This window comes from Paracoccus sp. AK26 (genome assembly GCF_011801365.1).
GTDB classification, from domain to species: domain Bacteria; phylum Pseudomonadota; class Alphaproteobacteria; order Rhodobacterales; family Rhodobacteraceae; genus Paracoccus; species Paracoccus aerius.
Genome location: NZ_CP041041.1, coordinates 533,027 through 550,630, shown reverse-complemented (window position 1 = coordinate 550,630; position 17,604 = coordinate 533,027). Strand labels below are relative to the sequence as shown.

Annotated in this window: 19 protein-coding genes; 11 read left to right on the top strand and 8 right to left on the bottom strand. The window is 65.4% G+C overall.

The features are described from left to right. Nucleotides 1-15: 15 nt before the first annotated feature. Entirely contained in the window at nt 16-531 is a 516-nt protein-coding gene (locus tag FIU66_RS02690; RefSeq protein WP_191308561.1) for a murein L,D-transpeptidase family protein, read from the top strand. 54 nt (nt 532-585) lie between these two features. On the opposite strand, the gene FIU66_RS02685 is transcribed toward FIU66_RS02690, so the two are convergent. Further along, complete coding sequence (locus tag FIU66_RS02685; protein WP_167621274.1) at nt 586-1,098, bottom strand: CAP domain-containing protein; 513 nt, start codon at nt 1,096-1,098, stop codon at nt 586-588. A 221-nt stretch (nt 1,099-1,319) separates the two neighbouring features. Between FIU66_RS02685 and FIU66_RS02680 the strand changes: the two genes are divergently transcribed. Next, entirely contained in the window at nt 1,320-1,970 is a 651-nt protein-coding gene (locus FIU66_RS02680) for a L,D-transpeptidase (RefSeq protein ID WP_167621273.1), read from the top strand. 76 nt (nt 1,971-2,046) lie between these two features. On the opposite strand, the gene FIU66_RS02675 is transcribed toward FIU66_RS02680, so the two are convergent. The 3 genes from FIU66_RS02675 to FIU66_RS02665 all read right to left on the bottom strand — a co-directional run bounded on the left by FIU66_RS02675 (nt 2,047) and on the right by FIU66_RS02665 (nt 4,572). Further along, nucleotides 2,047-2,613 carry a hypothetical protein gene (locus tag FIU66_RS02675; RefSeq protein WP_167621272.1) on the bottom strand — a complete coding sequence of 189 codons (567 nt, stop codon included), beginning with the start codon at nt 2,611-2,613 and terminating at the stop codon, nt 2,047-2,049. 94 nt (nt 2,614-2,707) lie between these two features. Continuing rightward, nucleotides 2,708-3,736, bottom strand: coding sequence for a ferrochelatase (hemH, locus tag FIU66_RS02670; protein WP_167621271.1), 1,029 nt, complete (start codon nt 3,734-3,736; stop codon nt 2,708-2,710). Next, nucleotides 3,733-4,572: an SAM-dependent methyltransferase gene (locus FIU66_RS02665; protein WP_167621270.1), complete on the bottom strand. Its 840-nt coding sequence runs from the start codon at nt 4,570-4,572 to the stop codon at nt 3,733-3,735. Before FIU66_RS02665 ends, hemH begins: the two co-directional genes overlap by 4 nt. Nucleotides 4,573-4,603: 31 nt before the next feature. Between FIU66_RS02665 and FIU66_RS02660 the strand changes: the two genes are divergently transcribed. The 3 genes from FIU66_RS02660 (at nt 4,604) to FIU66_RS02650 (ending at nt 6,226) form a co-directional block, all read left to right on the top strand. Continuing rightward, nucleotides 4,604-5,341 (top strand): double zinc ribbon domain-containing protein, encoded by a 738-nt coding sequence (locus FIU66_RS02660; protein WP_167621269.1) that lies wholly within the window; start codon nt 4,604-4,606, stop codon nt 5,339-5,341. 29 nt (nt 5,342-5,370) lie between these two features. Beyond that, nucleotides 5,371-5,643 carry a glutaredoxin 3 gene (gene grxC, locus FIU66_RS02655; RefSeq protein WP_167621268.1) on the top strand — a complete coding sequence of 91 codons (273 nt, stop codon included), beginning with the start codon at nt 5,371-5,373 and terminating at the stop codon, nt 5,641-5,643. A 112-nt stretch (nt 5,644-5,755) separates the two neighbouring features. After that, nucleotides 5,756-6,226 (top strand): MarR family winged helix-turn-helix transcriptional regulator, encoded by a 471-nt coding sequence (locus tag FIU66_RS02650; RefSeq protein ID WP_167621267.1) that lies wholly within the window; start codon nt 5,756-5,758, stop codon nt 6,224-6,226. Here the strand turns inward: FIU66_RS02650 and ubiG are convergent. Continuing rightward, the gene (gene ubiG / locus FIU66_RS02645; RefSeq protein WP_167621266.1) at nt 6,223-6,969 is read right to left on the bottom strand and encodes a bifunctional 2-polyprenyl-6-hydroxyphenol methylase/3-demethylubiquinol 3-O-methyltransferase UbiG; all 747 of its coding nucleotides are present in this window, start codon (nt 6,967-6,969) and stop codon (nt 6,223-6,225) included. The genes FIU66_RS02650 and ubiG overlap by 4 nt on opposite strands. A 48-nt stretch (nt 6,970-7,017) precedes the next feature. Here ubiG and pip point away from each other — a divergent pair, with 48 nt between their 5' ends. From pip to infB, 6 genes are all read left to right on the top strand, one after another. Continuing rightward, complete coding sequence (gene pip, locus FIU66_RS02640) at nt 7,018-7,995, top strand: prolyl aminopeptidase (protein WP_167621265.1); 978 nt, start codon at nt 7,018-7,020, stop codon at nt 7,993-7,995. Between the two features lie 210 nt (nt 7,996-8,205). Continuing rightward, on the top strand, nt 8,206-9,138 hold the full coding sequence (locus FIU66_RS02635; protein WP_167621264.1) for a glycosyltransferase 61 family protein: 933 nt from the start codon (nt 8,206-8,208) through the stop codon (nt 9,136-9,138). 128 nt (nt 9,139-9,266) lie between these two features. Next, complete coding sequence (gene rimP / locus FIU66_RS02630) at nt 9,267-9,896, top strand: ribosome maturation factor RimP (protein WP_167621263.1); 630 nt, start codon at nt 9,267-9,269, stop codon at nt 9,894-9,896. Nucleotides 9,897-9,899: 3 nt separating this feature from the next. Next, nucleotides 9,900-11,519: a transcription termination factor NusA gene (gene nusA / locus FIU66_RS02625; protein ID WP_167621262.1), complete on the top strand. Its 1,620-nt coding sequence runs from the start codon at nt 9,900-9,902 to the stop codon at nt 11,517-11,519. An 18-nt stretch (nt 11,520-11,537) separates the two neighbouring features. Then, nucleotides 11,538-12,158, top strand: coding sequence for an RNA-binding protein (locus FIU66_RS02620; RefSeq protein ID WP_167621261.1), 621 nt, complete (start codon nt 11,538-11,540; stop codon nt 12,156-12,158). A gap of 8 nt (nt 12,159-12,166) precedes the next feature. Beyond that, complete coding sequence (gene infB, locus FIU66_RS02615) at nt 12,167-14,749, top strand: translation initiation factor IF-2 (protein WP_167621260.1); 2,583 nt, start codon at nt 12,167-12,169, stop codon at nt 14,747-14,749. Between the two features lie 333 nt (nt 14,750-15,082). Here infB and mutT read toward each other — a convergent pair whose 3' ends face one another. The 3 genes from mutT to FIU66_RS02600 are packed head-to-tail and all read right to left on the bottom strand — an operon-like array spanning nt 15,083 to nt 17,570. Next, nucleotides 15,083-15,481 (bottom strand): 8-oxo-dGTP diphosphatase MutT, encoded by a 399-nt coding sequence (gene mutT / locus FIU66_RS02610; protein WP_167621259.1) that lies wholly within the window; start codon nt 15,479-15,481, stop codon nt 15,083-15,085. Further along, nucleotides 15,478-16,731 carry a bifunctional glutamate N-acetyltransferase/amino-acid acetyltransferase ArgJ gene (argJ, locus tag FIU66_RS02605; protein WP_167621258.1) on the bottom strand — a complete coding sequence of 418 codons (1,254 nt, stop codon included), beginning with the start codon at nt 16,729-16,731 and terminating at the stop codon, nt 15,478-15,480. Before argJ ends, mutT begins: the two co-directional genes overlap by 4 nt. Then, complete coding sequence (locus tag FIU66_RS02600) at nt 16,731-17,570, bottom strand: peptidylprolyl isomerase (RefSeq protein ID WP_167621257.1); 840 nt, start codon at nt 17,568-17,570, stop codon at nt 16,731-16,733. The genes argJ and FIU66_RS02600 overlap by 1 nt, the downstream gene beginning before the upstream one ends. Between the last annotated feature and the right edge of the window lie 34 nt (nt 17,571-17,604).

The window sequence follows — 17,604 nt, the reverse complement described above, 5'->3', positions numbered from 1 at the left end:
ACGTCAGAGGCAGTGATGTTCAAGCCAACGCGCCGCGCCGTCGCATTTTCGATGCTCGCCTTTCTGGCGGCATGTGGCAAGCCGCCCAGCAAGTTCCGCGCCTATAACGGCCCGGCCGTCACGCAGGTCGTGGTGAACAAGGGTGCGCGCAAGATGTATCTTCTGCACGGCCAGTCCGTGCTGAAATCCTATGACGTGGGCCTGGGCAACGTGCCCGTGGGCCACAAGCAGTTCGAGGGCGATGGCAAGACGCCCGAAGGCGTATATTTCATCGACCGCTTCAACCCGCGCAGCCGCTATCACCTTTCGGTGGGCGTGTCCTATCCCAATGAACGCGACGCGGCCCTGGCGCAGGCCCTGGGACGCCAGCCGGGCGGCGACATCTTCATCCACGGCCGCGGCCCCGAAGGTAACCGCTTCGCCCAGACCAACCGCGACTGGACAGCGGGCTGCATCGCCGTGAAGGACGAAGAGATCGAGGAAGTCTATGCCATGCTGCGGCCCGGCATTCCGATCGTCATCAACCCTTGAAGGGGCGCGACGGCCCGAATGACAAAGGCCCCGGATGTCCGGGGCCTTTTGCGTTCAGCTGCCGGTCAGCAGCGTCCACCACAGCTTGCCCGACGGCTCCTGGTAGAAGGCGAAGCCCAGGTTCGTGGCCGCCGGATCCATGATCACGTCGCGGGTGTCGCGGGTGCCCATCCAGGCGGTCAGGGTCTGGATGTCGTTTTCGTAGGATTCCGAGATGTTCTCGCCAATGATGGTGCCGAAATACCCGGCCCGCCGCGCCCGATCCAGGGGCGAGGATCCGTCCGATCCCCAGTGCCAAGCCCGGTTCTGCGCCGACATGTCGCGCGAATGGGCCAGGGCGGCTGCCGACAGCTGCGGGTTCAGCACCAGAGGCGGCACGGCAATATTTGCCCGCAGCGTGTTGATTTGCTGCAACACGCGGATCGGAATCTGCTGTTCCTCGGCGGCGCCGATCTGGTTGCCGGCGGGCATCGCCCCCCCGCCCGGCGCGACCGGAGGCAGGCTGCGTGGCTGACAGGCCGCCAGTGCCATCAGCGACAGGGTCGCGATCACCTTGATATTCGGCATTTTTCCGCCATCCCTCGTATCTTCTTGCGTGAAGATCTATCGAATAGCGTCGGCCCGATCAAACCCACGAATTCGTGAAAGCCGGGGCTGTGACATCAGCGCCTCCACATGAGTTTGAATTGCTGGAATCGCTGCCGGGGCCTATACAAATCTCCTGCCGCATGAGGCGGAGTGGCAAGGCCGTCCAGCAAGAACGGCCATCCTTCGAAGGACATGTGACGATGAGCAAGTCATCTGCGATCAACCGCCGGACCTTCCTGGGTTCGGCCGCCGCGCTTGGTGCCGCCGGTCTGGCGTTGCCGTCGCTTGCGCAGCAATTCGACCCTTATACGGGCCAGCCCATCCAGGGCGCAATTCCCGGCGCCACGCCGGATGCGGGCGCCGTGCAATACGATCCGAACGCCGACCAGCGGCACAATATTTCGAGCTTCCAGGGCCAGGACTGGCGGCCGCATTTCCAGAACCTGACCAATGGCGCGATCCTGTGCGACCTGACCTCGCGCGCCGTGCATTTCTGGTCCGAGGACGGCAACACCTACAAGGTCTATCCCTCGTCCATCCCGGTCAGCGAGGATCTGACCCGCACCGGCCGGACCGAGATCATCAAGAAGGTGGAAGGTCCAAGCTGGTCCCCCACGCCCGAGATGAAGGCCCGCAACCCGGAATGGCCGGATTTCGTGCCGCCGGGGCCGGACAATCCGCTGGGGACCCATGCGCTGTGGCTGTCGTGGCAGTATTACCGGATCCACGGCACGCATGACACGCGCAAGATCGGGCGCAAGTCCTCGAATGGCTGCATCGGGCTGTATAACGAACATATCCAGGAACTATACAGCCTGACCAAGATCGGCACGCAGGTTCTGGTGATCTGACCGCGGCTGGCCGTCATTTGTAATTCAAAAGGCCGCCAGCATCCTGGTGGCCTTTGTCATGATCGGCCTCGGGTGATCAATGGCGCGTGCGGGACCGTTCCCGCGCGGGCAAATCGCCCGCGTGATCGAAGGCCCCTGAAGGCGCGGTTCTGCGTTCGGTTTCAGCCAGGGCCCTTTTGCCCTGGTCGGCATCGGGATCGTTGGGATGCAGCGGGGCACCCTTCTCTCGCATCTCCGAAGGCCCGCCCGCCGCAGACTGTTTCGCCGCGAGGGCCTTTTGCGCAAGCTCCACCTGATCCGGACGATCGCCAGCGGCCGGGCCGTCGGCCTTGCGGCGGTCGCGTTCGGCCGTGGCGCGGTCCAGCGCATCGTTGAGGTAGTCCAGCTTGCTGCGCATCCCCTCGTTTCCGCCAGCCGCCGTCGCGCCCGAGGGGTCGGCCTTGCCGCGCGCCTCTCGGCCCTGCCTGTTTCCCAGGTCGCGGGCGCGGTTGCGCCGGTCGCGCAATCGCGACACCAGATCCGACAGGTCCCGGTCCTTCAGTTGGCCAAGCGCGGGCTGCCGGGCCTGGTCGGCCAGGTCCTGCTCGTCGCGGCTCAGGGCGCGCTGTTCTTCCGCGCTTGCGGGGGCATCATGCTTGGTCATGGGGTCCTCCTTTGCGTCGGAAACCCAACAGGAAGCCCCGGCAGCGGTTCCGCCCCCGCAGGACAGGGGCGATCACGTTTCCTTCGGACCCGATCTAGACCCAGCCCGACAGATTCTCGCGCAGCACGTTCAGCATCACCTCGATATGCTCGGGGTCGTCGTTCAGGCAGGGGATGTAGGTGAAGTCCTTGCCGCCCGCGTGTTCGAAGCTTTCGCGGATCTCGCCGTTGATCTCCTCCAGCGTCTCGATGCAGTCCGAGGAGAACGCGGGCGAAATCACCGCGATGTCGGTGATGCCCTTCCGCGCCAGTTCGGCCACGTGTTCCACGGTATAGGGACGCAGCCATTCCTCGCGCCCGAAGACGGACTGGAAGGTGGTGTCGATTACGCCGTCGGGCCAGCCCAAGGCCTCTTTCAGCAGGCGCGAGGTCTTCTGGCACTGGCAGTGATAGGGATCGCCCTCCAGCAGGTATCGTTTCGGCATCCCGTGATAGCTGGCGACCAGCTTGGCGGGGACCTTGTCGCCAAGCGCGCGGCGCACCGAGGCCGCAAGCGCCTGGATGTAATCGGGCCGGTTGAAATAGGGTTCGACCGTGCGCACCGCGGGCTGCCATTTCTGCTTCATCAGCGCGCGGAACAACTGGTCGTTCGCCGTGGCCGAGGTCGCGCCCGCGTATTGCGGGTAAAGCGGCAGGAAGACGATCCGCTGGCATCCCGCCTTGACCATCCGGTCCAGCACGTCGGGGGTCGAGGGGTTGCCGTAGCGCATGCAGAACTCGACCATGACCCCTTCGCCCCATTCGGCCTGCGCGCGCTCGCGCAGCGCCTGGGTCTGGGACCGGGTGATGGTCATCAGGGGGCTTTCGTTCTTTTCCTGGTTCCAGATCAGCTTGTAGTTCTTGCCCGAGGTGAAGGGCCGCTTGGTCAGGATGATGCCCTGCAACAGCGGCTGCCACTTCCATGCCGGGAAATCGATCACCCGCTTGTCCGACAGGAACTCGTTCAGATAGCGGCGCATCGACCAGTAGTCATACCCGTCCGGCGTGCCCAGGTTGGCGATCAGGATGCCGGTCTTCTTCTTGGGGATCGAGGGGTGGTCCGCGGGCGCATGGGCTGGCTTCATGTCTTCTTGGTCCTGATTTCTTTCAGCGCGTCTTCAAGTCGTGTGGTGGCCGAACCGGGCCGCAACGGTTTCGGCTGCGTTTCGGAAGGCGACCATCCGGTCAGAAAGACCAGATCGAAGGTCGTGGCGATACGGGACGGATCGTCGCGGTCCCCATGGTGTTCGGCCATGATCGCTGCGGCGCGCGCCAGCACAGCCCGGCCCGTCGGGCGGCGGAGGCGGGCCGCCATCGCGTTCCCCTCGCCCATGGCGCGCAGGTCATGGGCCAGGTGGAACAGGTCGCGATAGCTCGCCCTCTGCGGCAAGAGGTCGGCCACCGGCAGGGCCAGCCCGGCCCGGCCGATCAGCGCGCCCATGTCGCGGATGTCGCCCATCGGCAGGACGCGCGGCGACAACCCGCCCGTCAGTTCGACCTCGGCCTGGGCCAGGGCGGCGCGCAGTTCCTGAAGGGTCTGGCCGCCGAAGCAGACGGCGATGAACAGCCCGTCCTCGCGCAAGGCGCGGGCGCATTGCACGATCTGGCCCACCGGATCATCCGCCCAGTGCAGCGCCATCGCATGGATCACCAGGTCATGGGCCCCGGCCTGCAGATCCAGGACGGGATCGTCGGGAACGATGCGCGCATCCGGGAAGGCATCGGCCCAGAAACTGGGAAAGCCCGTGACCAGGGCGGGGGCCGTAAACCTTCTTTTAACCTCGGAAAGCCTATCCTGGATCTCGTCGGCGGCCAGACGGTGCAGCACATCGACGAATCCCTGGCGAATCGCCCGGTCCCTCTGGCGCAGCAGCGCGGGGCGGTCGGTCAGGGCGGGGCGGTCTGGTGCGGATGTGGTCATGGGGGTGGAACATAGGGTGCTTCACGGGGCGATGAAAGGCGCGTTGCGCCTGCTTTATCCGCCGCAATGCGTGGCTTGCGGCGCGACGGTCGCGGACGGGGGCGACGATCCGGGGCAGCTTTGCCCCGCCTGCTTTCCAGACACGCGCTTCATCACCGGCGCGGCTTGCGCGCGCTGCGGCGTGCCCCTGCCCGATGATGGAACAGGGTCACACGACCCGACGCTGTGCTGCGACGACTGCCTGTCGATCGCGCGGCCCTGGCAGCGGGGGCGGGCAGCGATGGTCTATGCGGGCACCGGGCGGCGCCTGGTGCTGGCGCTGAAGCATGGCGATCGTCCCGACCTGGCGCCCGCGCTTGCGTCCTGGCTGGCCCGTGCGGCGGCGCCCTTGGTCGAACCGGATACGGTCGTGGCGCCGATTCCCCTGCATCTGCGGCGGCTGCTGAAGCGGCGCTATAATCAGGCGGCGCTGATCTCGGGCCGGGTGGCGCGGGCGCATGGGGTGGCGCATCTGCCGGACCTTCTGCTGCGGCGCAGGCACACGGCCGCCCAGGATCATCGCGGCGTCAGCGACCGTTTCGCCAATATCGCCGGCGCGCTTGCGATCAACCCGCGCCATGCGGCGGGTGTGGCGGGGCGGCCCGTGCTGCTGATCGACGACGTGATGGCATCGGGCGCCACCATGGCCGCCGCGGCCGAGGCGCTGCTTGCGGCAGGTTCGGGACCAGTTTCGGTCGCGGTTCTGGCAAGGGCGGTCAAGGATGACTAGGTAAGGGGGCCAAAGGAAAGGAACAGCCCGTGACCCAGCCCACGATCACCATCTATACCACCCGCACCTGCCCCTTCTGCATCCGCGCCAAGGGCCTTTTGCGGGAAAAGAACGCCCAGTATGACGAGATCGACGTGGGCGGCGACCCCTCGGTCCGCGCACAGATGACCCAGCGTGCCCATGGCCGCCGCACCGTGCCGCAAATCTTCATCGGCGACCGTCATGTCGGTGGCTGCGATGACCTGTTCGACCTCGAACGCCAAGGCAAGCTGGATGCGCTGTTGACGGGCACCGCCGCCTGAGGACATCCTGACGCAGGGTCAGGCAAAGGTCAGGCTTGACCTGCGACCATCTTGCGGGGCACGGTTTCGGCTTCGCCCCGCCCTGGCCTAATATATTGTCCCGACAGGAAAAATGCCCATACCCGCGACCTCAGACCGTTCCCAGGCCACCGACCGGCTTGCCGCAAGCCTTTTTGCCGAGGTCTTGATCGCCGAGCAGCTGTCGCGCAACCTGATCAGCAAGGCCCTGCCGCGCGGGATGCAGATTTCGCATTTCTCGGTGCTGAACCTGCTGGCCCATGTGAACGAGGAACGCACCCCTGCCCAACTGGCGCAGGCCTTTCATGTGACGCGCGGGGCAATGACCAATACCCTGTCGCGGCTGGAATGGGCGGGTCATGTCCACATCCGTCCCGACTGGGACGATGCGCGGCGCAAGTTCGTGTCGATCAGCCCGGCGGGGCGGGCGGCACGGAACGCGGCTCTTGCCGCCTTCATGCCGCTGATCGCCGAGGTCGTGCGCGACATCGGCGCAGACCGCGTCCGCACCGCCCTGCCGGTGCTGCGGGAATTGCGAATCCGGCTGGAAGGCGACGACGACTAGGCGGCGCGCCGGGCGGTCATGATGTAGTTGACCGACAGGTCGCGATCCGACAGCGACCAGCCGAAGGTGAGGGGGTTGAAGACCATCCCCCGCCGGTCCGCGACCGTCAGACCCGCGCCCTCTGCCATGCCCGCCAGTTCGTCGGGCGTAAGGAACCGCGCCCAGTCATGCGTCCCGCGCGGCAGCCAGCGCAGGACCCATTCCGCCCCGATGATCGCCGCGCCGAAGCTTTTCGCCGTCCGGTTCAGCGTCGACAGGATCACCAGCCCGCCCGGCCGCAGCAACTGCTTGCAGGTCGCGACAAAGGCCGCCGGGTCCGCCACATGTTCCACGATCTCGAGCGCGAGGACCACGTCGAACAGCCGCCCCTCGGCCACCAGGGCTTCGGCTGTCGTGGAAACGTATTCGATGGCCAGCCCCTGCTGCTGCGCATGGACCTGGGCCACGGCGATGTTGCCTTCGGCCGCATCGGCGCCCGTGACCTTCGCCCCCAGCCGGGCCATGGGTTCGGACACCAGGCCGCCGCCGCAGCCGATGTCCAGGACGCGCAGCCCCTCGAACGGGCGCAGGCTGCGCCGGTCGCGCCCGAACTCGGCGGCGATCTGGGTGGCGATATAGTCCAGCCGCACCGGGTTCATCAGGTGCAGCGGACGGAACTTGCCCCGGGGATCCCACCATTCGGCGGCCATCGCCTCGAACTTGGCGATCTCGGCAGGGTCGATGCTGCTGATGGGGCTGGTCATGGGCTGGTCCTTCTGGCGGGCGGGTTCGTCTGTGCTTATAGTAAGGCCATGGATCGATTGGCAGGACAAATCGCCGCGTCGCATGGCCGCCTTCACCCGGCCGTCGAACCCTTTGCCCGGCACATGCTGGAGGTCGGCGACGGCCACCAGATCTATGTCGAGGAAAGCGGCAATCCCGAAGGCCGCCCCGTCGTGGTCCTGCATGGCGGCCCGGGCGGCGGATGCAGCCCCTTCATGCGGCGCTTCTTCGACCCCGACCATTACCGTGCGATCCTGTTCGACCAGCGAGGCTGCGGGCGATCTCGTCCCCAAGCTTCGGTCCACGCGAACACCACGCAGCACCTGATCGGAGATATCGAGGCGATCCGACAGACCCTTGGTCTCGAACCGGTGCTGCTGTTCGGCGGCAGCTGGGGGGCGACGTTGGCCTTGGCCTATGCACAGGCCCATCCCGACCGCGTAACGGGGCTGGTCCTGCGCGGCGTCTTCCTGGGCACCAAGGCCGAGCTTGACTGGTTCTATGGCGGCGGCGCGGGCCGGTTCTTTCCCGATCTCTGGGCGCAGTTCCGCGACCCGATCCCCGAATCCGAACAGGACGACCTGATCGCCGCCTACCACAGGCGGCTGTTTTCGGACGACACCGGGCGGCAGGGCCGCTATGCCCAGCCTTGGCTGATGTGGGAAAACGCCCTGGCCGGCCTGCAATCTGCCGCCGTCAGCCATGCGCCGCCCGATTACGCCCGCGCCTTCGCCCGGCTCGAGAATCATTATTTCACCAACCGCTGCTTTCTGGACGAAGGCCAGCTTCTGCGCGACCGCCACCGGATCGAGCATCTGCCCGCCGTGATCGTCCAGGGACGCTATGACATGGTCTGCCCGCCCCTGTCGGCCTGGCGGCTGGCCGAGGGCTGGGACCGTTGCGAACTTCGCCTGGTGCCCGCCTCGGGGCACGCCCTTTCCGAGCCCCGCATCACCGCGGAACTGGTGCAGGTGATGGACGGGATCCGGGGCAGCAGTCAGGCATAGACAGCGCTTTGGCTTCCATATACCGTCGTCTGAAGCGTTACCGGATATTGTGTTTTAATAGTTATGTTTAATCCTTTCCATTTTTGGTTTCTCGGTAAGATTCATCAGGCAAGGATGAGGCTGGGGCATTCGGTTAGTTTTCAGGAACTGCCTGCCCCGACCTTCGAGAACAAGCCTGCGACAGTGGCTTGTCGGCCAGCCCTTTTCGACATGGACCACCTGTCTCGCGTAACCCGCTGCGCATTTGGCAAGACAGTCGCGCAACTTGCAGACGTACTGGCGGAACGGACCTATGTTGAAGGGCCGCTCGAAACCTATGCGATCGGCGAAGCGACAGTGGTTGTGGGAATGATCTTCGGGCCGAAGGGGCGCATCCAGCTTTCCCATCTCATTCAGGCGGGACTGGGTGATGTCTTGGCGCGGGCGCCCTTGCGGGATCGGGTCGTGCTGGCCAATTCCCAGCAGGGGCTGCGCTATTTCGGGCATTGGCTGAGCGATGATGTATCCGCCTTTGAGGCTTTTCGGGAGGATGGCAATATTCTGTCGGTGCCGCTGCCCGATTGGGAGGATGTAGCACCTTATGTCGACCTTTTCGATCAGCAGTGGAAGCAGAACATGGTCTATCGCACGCGGTCCTTGACCCTTGTACGCGACTTGGGCTTCGGCATCCGCAAGTCAGAGCGCTATCGCACTCTGCGGAACCGCTTGCGCAAGCGCACGAATGCTGCGGCTGGTCGCGGCAAGATCATCTTCCTGCGGCGTGGTCCATCGGGTGCCGCCCGCGACATCGTGAATGCACCGCAACTTGAACAGCGGCTTTGGGCGGCTGGCGTGTCAATCGTGACTGCGGAGGGCGGCAAGGATTTGATCAAGTCGATCCTGGATGCCTCGATCATCATTACCGTCGAGGGTAGTCAGGATCGTCACGCGCTTTACGCCTTGCGGGATAGAGGCGGGGTTGTCACCCTTGCACCCCCCGAGCGGTTCTATATCGCAACGCATGAATGGGCGCGAAATCTTGATATGCACAGCGGAGTTGTCATTGGTCATGCCGCCAAAGGCGGTTTCAGGATCGATCCGGACGAGGTGCTGTCAATGGTGGATAGGCTGCTGGCATTGTCGGAGAATCGCGAGGCTGTCTGAGATCTCTTGCGTCGCTGGGCAGATTGGCCTATATCCCCCTCAACAGCGGTGCAGGCGTCCAAACCCTGCCCACCGGACACATTCGCATGGGCCCGCTGAGGGCCCTTTTTCACATCCGAAGGGATCTCATGTCGAACGATCTGATCGCCAAGACCGCCATCGACCGGCGTCTGGCCGAGATCATCGCCCCGGTGATCGAGGATCTGGGGTTTGAACTGGTGCGCGTGCGCCTGCAGGGCGGCAAGACCGCCACGCTGCAGATCATGGCCGACCGTCCCGAAGGCGGCATCAACGTGGACGATTGCGGCGACATTTCCGTGGCCGTCAGCGCCACCCTGGATGTCGAGGATCCGCTGGAGGACGCCTATCACCTGGAAGTCAGCAGCCCCGGCATCGACCGCCCGCTGACCCGGATGAAGGATTTCGAAACCTTCGAAGGCTACGAGGCGCGGCTGGAAACGAACCAGGCCATCGACGGGCGCAAGCGCTTCAAGGGCGTTCTGGCCGGCGTCGAGAAGGGTGAGGGCGGCGACGAGGTCCTGCTGAACATCGAGGAAGGCGGCGAGGTCCAGACCATCGGGCTGCAGTTCGACTGGCTGTCCGACGCCAAGCTGGTCCTGACGGACGAGCTGATCAAGGAAATGCTTCGCCAGAAGAAAGAGGCCGGCGTCCAGATCGACAACCTGGACGAAAGCGCCTTTGACGAGATCGAAACCGAAGACGACAACGACGGCGAGAACGCCGCTGCCAAGGAGTGAGTGATGGCAATCACCTCTGCCAACCAGCTTGAACTGCTGCAGACGGCCGAAGCCGTCGCACGCGAGAAGATGATCGAGCCCGAGCTGGTCATCGAGGCGATGGAGGACAGCCTCGCCCGGGCCGCCAAGTCGCGCTATGGCGCCGAGATGGACATCCGCGTCAAGATCGACCGCAAGACCGGCAACGCGACCTTCACCCGCGTCCGCACCGTGGTCGAGGATGACGCGGTCGAGAACTACCAGGCGCAGGTCACGGTCGAACAGGCCCGTCCCTATCTGGACAACCCGCAGGTCGGCGACGTGATCGTGGACCAGGTTCCCCCGGTGGAACTGGGCCGCATCGCCGCGCAGTCGGCCAAGCAGGTCATCCTGCAGCGCGTCCGCGAGGCAGAGCGCGACCGCCAGTACGAGGAATTCAAGGACCGCGCCGGCACCATCATCAACGGCGTTGTCAAGCGCGAGGAATACGGCAACATCATCGTGGACGTCGGCCGGGGCGAGGCGATCCTGCGCCGCAACGAGAAGATCGGCCGCGAAAGCTATCGCCCGAACGACCGCATCCGCGCCTATGTCAAGGACGTGCGCCGCGAATCGCGCGGGCCGCAGATCTTCCTGTCGCGCACCGACCCGCAGTTCATGGCCGAACTGTTCAAGATGGAGGTGCCGGAAATCTATGACGGCATCATCGAGATCAAGGCCGTGGCCCGCGACCCCGGTTCGCGCGCGAAGATCGCCGTGATCTCCTATGACAACAGCATCGACCCGGTCGGCGCCTGCGTGGGCATGCGCGGCAGCCGCGTGCAGGCCGTTGTCGGCGAATTGCAGGGCGAAAAGATCGACATCATCCCCTGGAACGAGGATCAGGCCACCTTCCTGGTCAACGCGCTCCAGCCGGCCGAGGTCAGCAAGGTCGTCTTCGACGAGGAGGCCAACAAGATTGAGGTCGTGGTTCCCGACGAACAACTGTCGCTGGCCATCGGCCGTCGCGGCCAGAACGTGCGCCTGGCCAGCCAGCTGACCGGCATGGATATCGACATCCTGACCGAGGAAGAGGAATCCAAGCGTCGCCAGGCCGAGTTCAACGCCCGGACCCAGCTGTTCATGGACGCCCTGGACCTGGACGAGTTCTTTGCCCAGCTTCTGGTGGCGGAAGGCTTTACCGATCTTGAGGAAGTGGCCTACGTCGAACTGGACGAGCTTCTGTCGATCGAAGGCGTGGACGAGGGCACCGCATCGGAACTGCAGGCCCGCGCCCGCGACGTGCTGGAAGCCAAGAACAAGGCCGCGCTTGAAAACGCGCGCGCGCTTGGCGCCGAGGACAGCCTCATTGAATTCGAGGGGCTGACCCCCCAGATGGTAGAGGCACTGGCCAAGGACGGCGTGAAGACGCTGGAAGATTTCGCGACCTGCGCCGACTGGGAACTGGCCGGCGGCTGGACCACGGTGAACGGTCAGCGCGTCAAGGACGAAGGGCTGCTGGAGCCCTTCGAGGTCTCGCTTGAAGACGCACAGTCCATGGTCATGACCGCCCGGGTCATGCTGGGCTGGGTCGACCCGGAGGAACTGAACAGCAGTGACGACGCCGAAGCCGGCGACGACACCGACGAGGAGGCCGGGGCGTGATGCCCCGGATTTGCCCGCTTGAGTCGCGGTGGTCGCATCAAGGAACATGATCAGCCCGAAAGGCGCTGCATCGTCACCGGGGAAGTCCAGCCCAAGGCTGGACTGATCCGTTTCGTGGCCGGGCCGGACGGCCAGGTCGTGCCGGATCTGGCGGAAAAGCTGCCGGGACGGGGAATCTGGGTCAGCGCGGATCGCGCGGCCATCCAGAAGGCGGCGGCAAAGGGGCTTTTCTCGCGCGCCGCCAAGGCGCCGGTCAAGGCGCCCGAGGACCTGGCCGAGATGGTCGAGGCAGGCATTGCCAGGCGATTGGTCGAACTGGTCTCGCTTGCGCGCAAGTCCGGCCGCGCGGTCGCAGGCTTTGAAAAGGTGAAGGGCTGGCTGGCCGAGGGGCGCGCAAAGGTGCTGCTGCAGGCCAGCGACGGGTCCGATCGCGGCAAGGGAAAGCTGTGGACCCCAACGGGCGGACGCTGGTTCGGCTGCCTGACCGCATCAGAATTGGGTTTGTCCTTCGGGCGCGATCATGTCATACACGGCGCGCTTGCGGCGGGTGGCCTGACGGACAAGGTGATCTTGGAAGCCGGCAGACTGACGGGTCTGCGCGGGCATGACGGCGGCAATACGGCGGCCGAGAAGGAATGAAGACGCAGATGAGCGACAAAGACGGAAAATCCACCTTGGGACTCGGCGGCAGCGGCCGCTCGGGCCAGGTGAAGCAAAGCTTCAGCCACGGCCGCACCAAGAGCGTCGTCGTGGAAACCAAGCGCAAGCGCGTCGTGGTGCCCAAGCCGGGCGCCACGCAGATGACGGATGCCCAGAAAGAAAAGAACCCGCTGACGGCGCGCATGGCAGGCGACCCGTCCAAGCGTCCCGCAGGCATTTCCGATGCCGAGATGGAGCGCCGGCTGAAGGCTCTTGCCGCCGCCAAGTCGCGCGAGGTCGAGGAAGCCGCCCAGCGTGCCGCCGACGAAAAGGCGCGCGAGGAAGAACGCGAACGCCGCCGCGCCGAGATCGAGGCGAAGGAGCGCGAGGACCGCGAACGCGAGGAAGCCCTGCGCCTCAAGGCCGAGGAAGACGAGCGGCGCGCCCGCGAGGCTGCGGAAGCCGCCAAGCGCAAGGATGAACCCAAACCCGCCGAACGCCCGGCCCGTGCCGCCGCCCCCGCGGCTGCGCGCCCGGCAGGCGCACGTCCCGCCGCCCCCGATCGCGCCGCGATCGAGGCTGCAGCCTCGCGCGCCGAGAAGCCCGGCATCGCTACCGGCCCGCGCCGCACCGACCGTGATCGTCGCGACAGCGGCGGCGACAGCGATGCGAAAGCCAAGGCCAAGGCCGAGGACAGCCGCCGCACCGGCCGCCTGTCGCTGAACCAGGCGCTTGACGGCGAAGGCGGGCGTCAGCGTTCGCTGGCTGCGATGAAGCGCAAGCAGGACCGTGCCCGCCAGAAGGCGATGGGCAATGTCCGCACGGAAAAGCAGGTCCGCGACGTGCAGCTGCCCGAAACTATCGTGGTGTCGGAACTGGCCAACCGTATGGCGGAACGCGCCGCCGATGTCGTCAAGTCGCTGATGAAGATGGGCATGATGGTGTCCATGAACCAGGCGATCGATGCTGACACCGCCGAGCTGGTGATCGAGGAATTCGGCCACAAGGCGGTCCGCGTGTCGGATGCCGACGTGGAACAGGTCATCGATACCGTGCAGGACAAGGCCGAGGATCTGCGCCCGCGCCCGCCGATCGTCACGATCATGGGCCATGTGGACCACGGCAAGACCTCGCTTCTGGACGCGATCCGCAAGGCGAATGTCGTCTCGGGCGAGGCAGGCGGGATCACGCAGCATATCGGCGCCTACCAGGTGAAGACCGACTCCGGCGCCGTGCTGACCTTCCTGGACACGCCGGGCCACGCGGCCTTCACCTCGATGCGCGCCCGTGGGGCGCAGGTCACGGATATCGTGGTGCTGGTGGTTGCCGCCGACGACGCGGTGATGCCGCAGACAATCGAGGCGATCAATCACGCCAAGGCCGCAAAGGTGCCGATGATCGTGGCGATCAACAAGATCGACAAGCCTTCGGCCGATCCCGACCGGGTCCGCACCTCGCTGCTGCACCAGGAAGTCGTGGTCGAGAAGATGTCCGGCGACGTGCAGGATGTCGAGGTATCGGCCAAGACCGGCCAGGGCCTGGACGAGCTGCTGGAAGCCATCGCGCTGCAGGCCGAGATCCTGGAACTGCGGGCCAATCCCGATCGTGCCGCTCAGGGCGCGGTGATCGAGGCGCAGCTTGACGTGGGCCGCGGTCCCGTCGCCACCGTTCTGGTCCAGAACGGCACGCTGAAGCGCGGCGATATCTTTGTCGTGGGCGAACAGTGGGGCAAGGTGCGCGCGCTGATCAACGACAAGGGCGAACGCGTCGACGAGGCCGGCCCTTCGGTCCCGGTCGAGGTTCTGGGCCTGGACGGCACCCCCGCCGCAGGCGACGTGCTGAACGTGGTCGAGACCGAAGCCCAGGCTCGCGAGATCGCGGATTACCGCATCCAGCAGACCAAGGACAAGCGCGCCGCCGCCGGTGCCGCGACGACGCTGGAACAGCTGATGGCCAAGGCCAAGGCGGATCAAAGCGTGTCGGAACTGCCGGTGGTCGTGAAGGCCGACGTGCAAGGTTCGGCCGAAGCGATCGTGCAGGCCCTGGAAAAGATCGGCAACGACGAGGTGCGCGTCCGCGTGCTGCATTACGGCGTGGGTGCGATCACCGAATCCGATATCGGCCTGGCGGAAGCCAGCAAGGCCCCGGTGATCGGCTTCAACGTCCGCGCCAATGCCCCGGCCCGCAATTCGGCCAACCAGAAGGGTGTCGAGATCCGCTATTACTCGATCATCTATGACCTGGTGGATGACATCAAGGCGGCCGCTTCGGGCCTTCTGTCGAACGAGGTTCGCGAGAACTTCATCGGCTATGCCGAGATTCGCGAGGTCTTCAAGGTCACTGGGGTCGGCAAGGTTGCAGGCTGCCTGGTCACCGAAGGCGTGGCGCGCCGCTCGGCAGGCGTGCGCCTGCTGCGCGACAACGTGGTGATCCACGAAGGCACGCTGAAGACCTTGAAGCGCTTCAAGGACGAGGTGAAGGAAGTCATCTCGGGTCAGGAATGCGGCATGGCCTTCGAAAACTACGACGACATCCGCCAAGGCGATGTCATCGAGATCTTCGAGCGCGAGGAAGTCGAGCGCAGCCTGTAAGTGCGGCGCATCGACGCGGCAGAAAAAAGGGGCGGCCATTTCGGCCGCCCCTTCTGCATTTGTCGTGGTGCACCAAACCTGGGTCAGCGCGTGACCGGCTTCCCCTCGAATGTGCGGGTCCCAATGCGGACAACCATGTTCCCGTTGGGGGCGAGACATTCGAAAAGCCCCTGGACGAGAATGTGGCTGCCGATCGAAATCGTGCGAATCATGTCAAGCCCTCCTGTTCCCTCTGGAACCAAACTGCCATGAAATGGTTACCAATGGTTTAACGATTGCGCGATATGCGAAGAGATGAGGCCCATTGGTGACTTTTGCCACTGGAGTGAGGCGTCAAAGCCACATCTGCAGCATCGGAATCAGGGGTAGGTCGGCGGGCGGCATGGCATAGTTCCGCAGATCCCCTGCACGGACCCATGCCAATTGCTGTCCTTCCCGCGGATGGGCAATACCGTTCCACCGGCGGCAGGCAAAGACCGGCATCAGCAGGTGGAAGTCGGGATAGCCGTGGCTGGCAAAGGTCAAGGGTGCCAGGCACGATGTCCAGGTGTCGATGCCCAGTTCCTCGTGCAGTTCGCGGATCAGGGCTGCCTCGGGGGTTTCGCCCGGCTCGACCTTGCCGCCCGGAAACTCCCACAGGCCTGCCATGGACTTGCCTTCCGGGCGCTGTGCTAGAAGCACGCGCCCGTCCGCGTCGATCAGCGCGACGGCGGCAACAAGGACCGTCTTCACGACCGATAGTCGGCGTTGATGTCGATATAGCCGTGGGTCAGGTCGCAGGTCCAGACGGTCCGCGCCCCCTGCCCCAGTCCCAGGTCGACGGCGATCACCAGATCCTGCCGCTTCATGTAGGCGCTTGCCTTGGCCTCGTCATAGCTGGACGAACGCCAGCCATTCTCGGCCAGGATCATGTCGCCAAAGCGGATCGTCAGCCGGTCGCGGTCGGCCTCCGCACCCGACTTGCCGACGGCGGCGACGATGCGGCCCCAGTTCGCGTCCTCGCCCGCAATGGCGGTCTTGACCAGCGGCGAATTCGCGATGGACATGGCGACCTTGTGGGCATCGGCATCGGATGCCGCGCCCGTCACCTGCACCTCGACGAACTTCGTCGCTCCCTCGCCGTCGCGCACCACAAGCTGCGCCAGTTCGCGCATGACGCCGTGCAGCGCCGCCACGAAACCCGCACCCGCCCCGCTGTCCAGCGAGGTGATGGGCGCGGCCTTGCTGCGCCCGGTCGCGGCCAGGATCAGCGCGTCCGAGGTCGAGGTGTCGCTGTCCACGGTGATGGCGTTGAACGTCTTGTCCAGGCCCGACGACAGCGCCTGCTGCAGCAGCGGGGCCGCGATGGTGGCGTCGGTGAAGACATAGACCAGCATGGTCGCCATGTCGGGCGCGATCATGCCCGATCCCTTGGCGATGCCGGCGATGCGGATCTCGCCGCCCTCGCCCGCCACCGTGGCCGAGGCGCCCTTGGGGAAGGTGTCGGTGGTCATGATCGCACGGGCCGCGTCGGCAATGCCGCCCGTTTCCAGCGTTGCAGCCAGGTCATCGACGATGGCGATGATCCGGTCATGGGGCAGCGGTTCCCCGATCACCCCGGTCGAGGACGAAAAGACCCGATCCGCCGGGACGCCCGTCGCCGCAGCCACCGCGCCCGTCACCGCATCCACGGATTCCTGGCCACGCGTTCCGGTAAAGGCATTGGCATTCCCGGAATTGACGATGATCGCCGCGCCTTGCGGCGCATCCCCACCCCCGGCCAGCTTCGCCTGGTTGTCCAGGATGCAGGCCGCGCGGGTCGAGGACCGGGTAAAGGCCCCCGCCAGCGTCGATCCGGGCGCGATGCGGATCAGGGTCACGTCGGTGCGGCCCTGATACTTCACACCTGCGGCACCGCTGGCGAATTCCACGCCCTCGATCACCGGCAGGTCGGGAAAGCGGGCTGGGGCCAGGGGTGAAACGGAAAGCCCGGCCTTGCCCATTATTGCGCCTCCAGCAGTTCGGTCTTGTTCATCAGGGCGGGGTCGATGCCCTCGACCTTCTCGACCGTCGCTTCCGAGGTCAGGCGCTCGATCTCGGCTTGGACCTTGTCGCGAAGGACCATCTGGCTGATCTGGTCGCGCACCTCGTCAAGCGCCGGGGCCTCGCGCAGGCGGGTGTCGTTCAGCTTGATGACGTGCCAGCCGAACTCGGTCTGCACGGGTTCCGAGATCTGGCCCTTTTCCATCGCGCTGACGGCGTCGGCGAAGGGCTTGACCATCTGGTCGGCAGAAAACCAGCCCAGATCGCCCTTGTTCGGCCCGCTGGGCCCGGTCGAGCTTTGTTCGGCCAGCGTCCCGAAATCGGCGCCGCCATCAAGCTGGGCCTTGATCTCGCGGGCTTTTTCCTCGGTATCGACAAGGATATGGGCGGCGGAATATTCGGTCGCGGGTTCCTCGGCCGCGAACAGCTTGTCATAGGCCGCCTGGATTTCCTCGTCGGTCGGCTGATTCTTGGTAACCTCGGTGATCGCGGCGGCGGCCAGGGTGTTGCGCCGCTGGATTTCCAGCTGAGCGCGCACGCCGGCGTTTTCCTGGCCGGCATCGGCCACGGCGGTCTGCTGGATCAACTGGTCCAGCATGATCTCGTACAGGGCACCGTCGCCCATCTCGGCCATCTGGGGATCCTGGGATGCGGCCTGCTTCATCACGATCATCTCGCCCAGGGTGATGGGCGTGCCGTTGACGGTCGCCACGACCGTGTCGGCGCCCTTGTCCTGGGCCTGGACGGACAGCGGCAGGGACGCGGCCAGAAGGACGGCCAGAATCGACGGTTTCAGCATGGAGATTCCTTCGCGTGTTCAGCCCGCGCGTCCG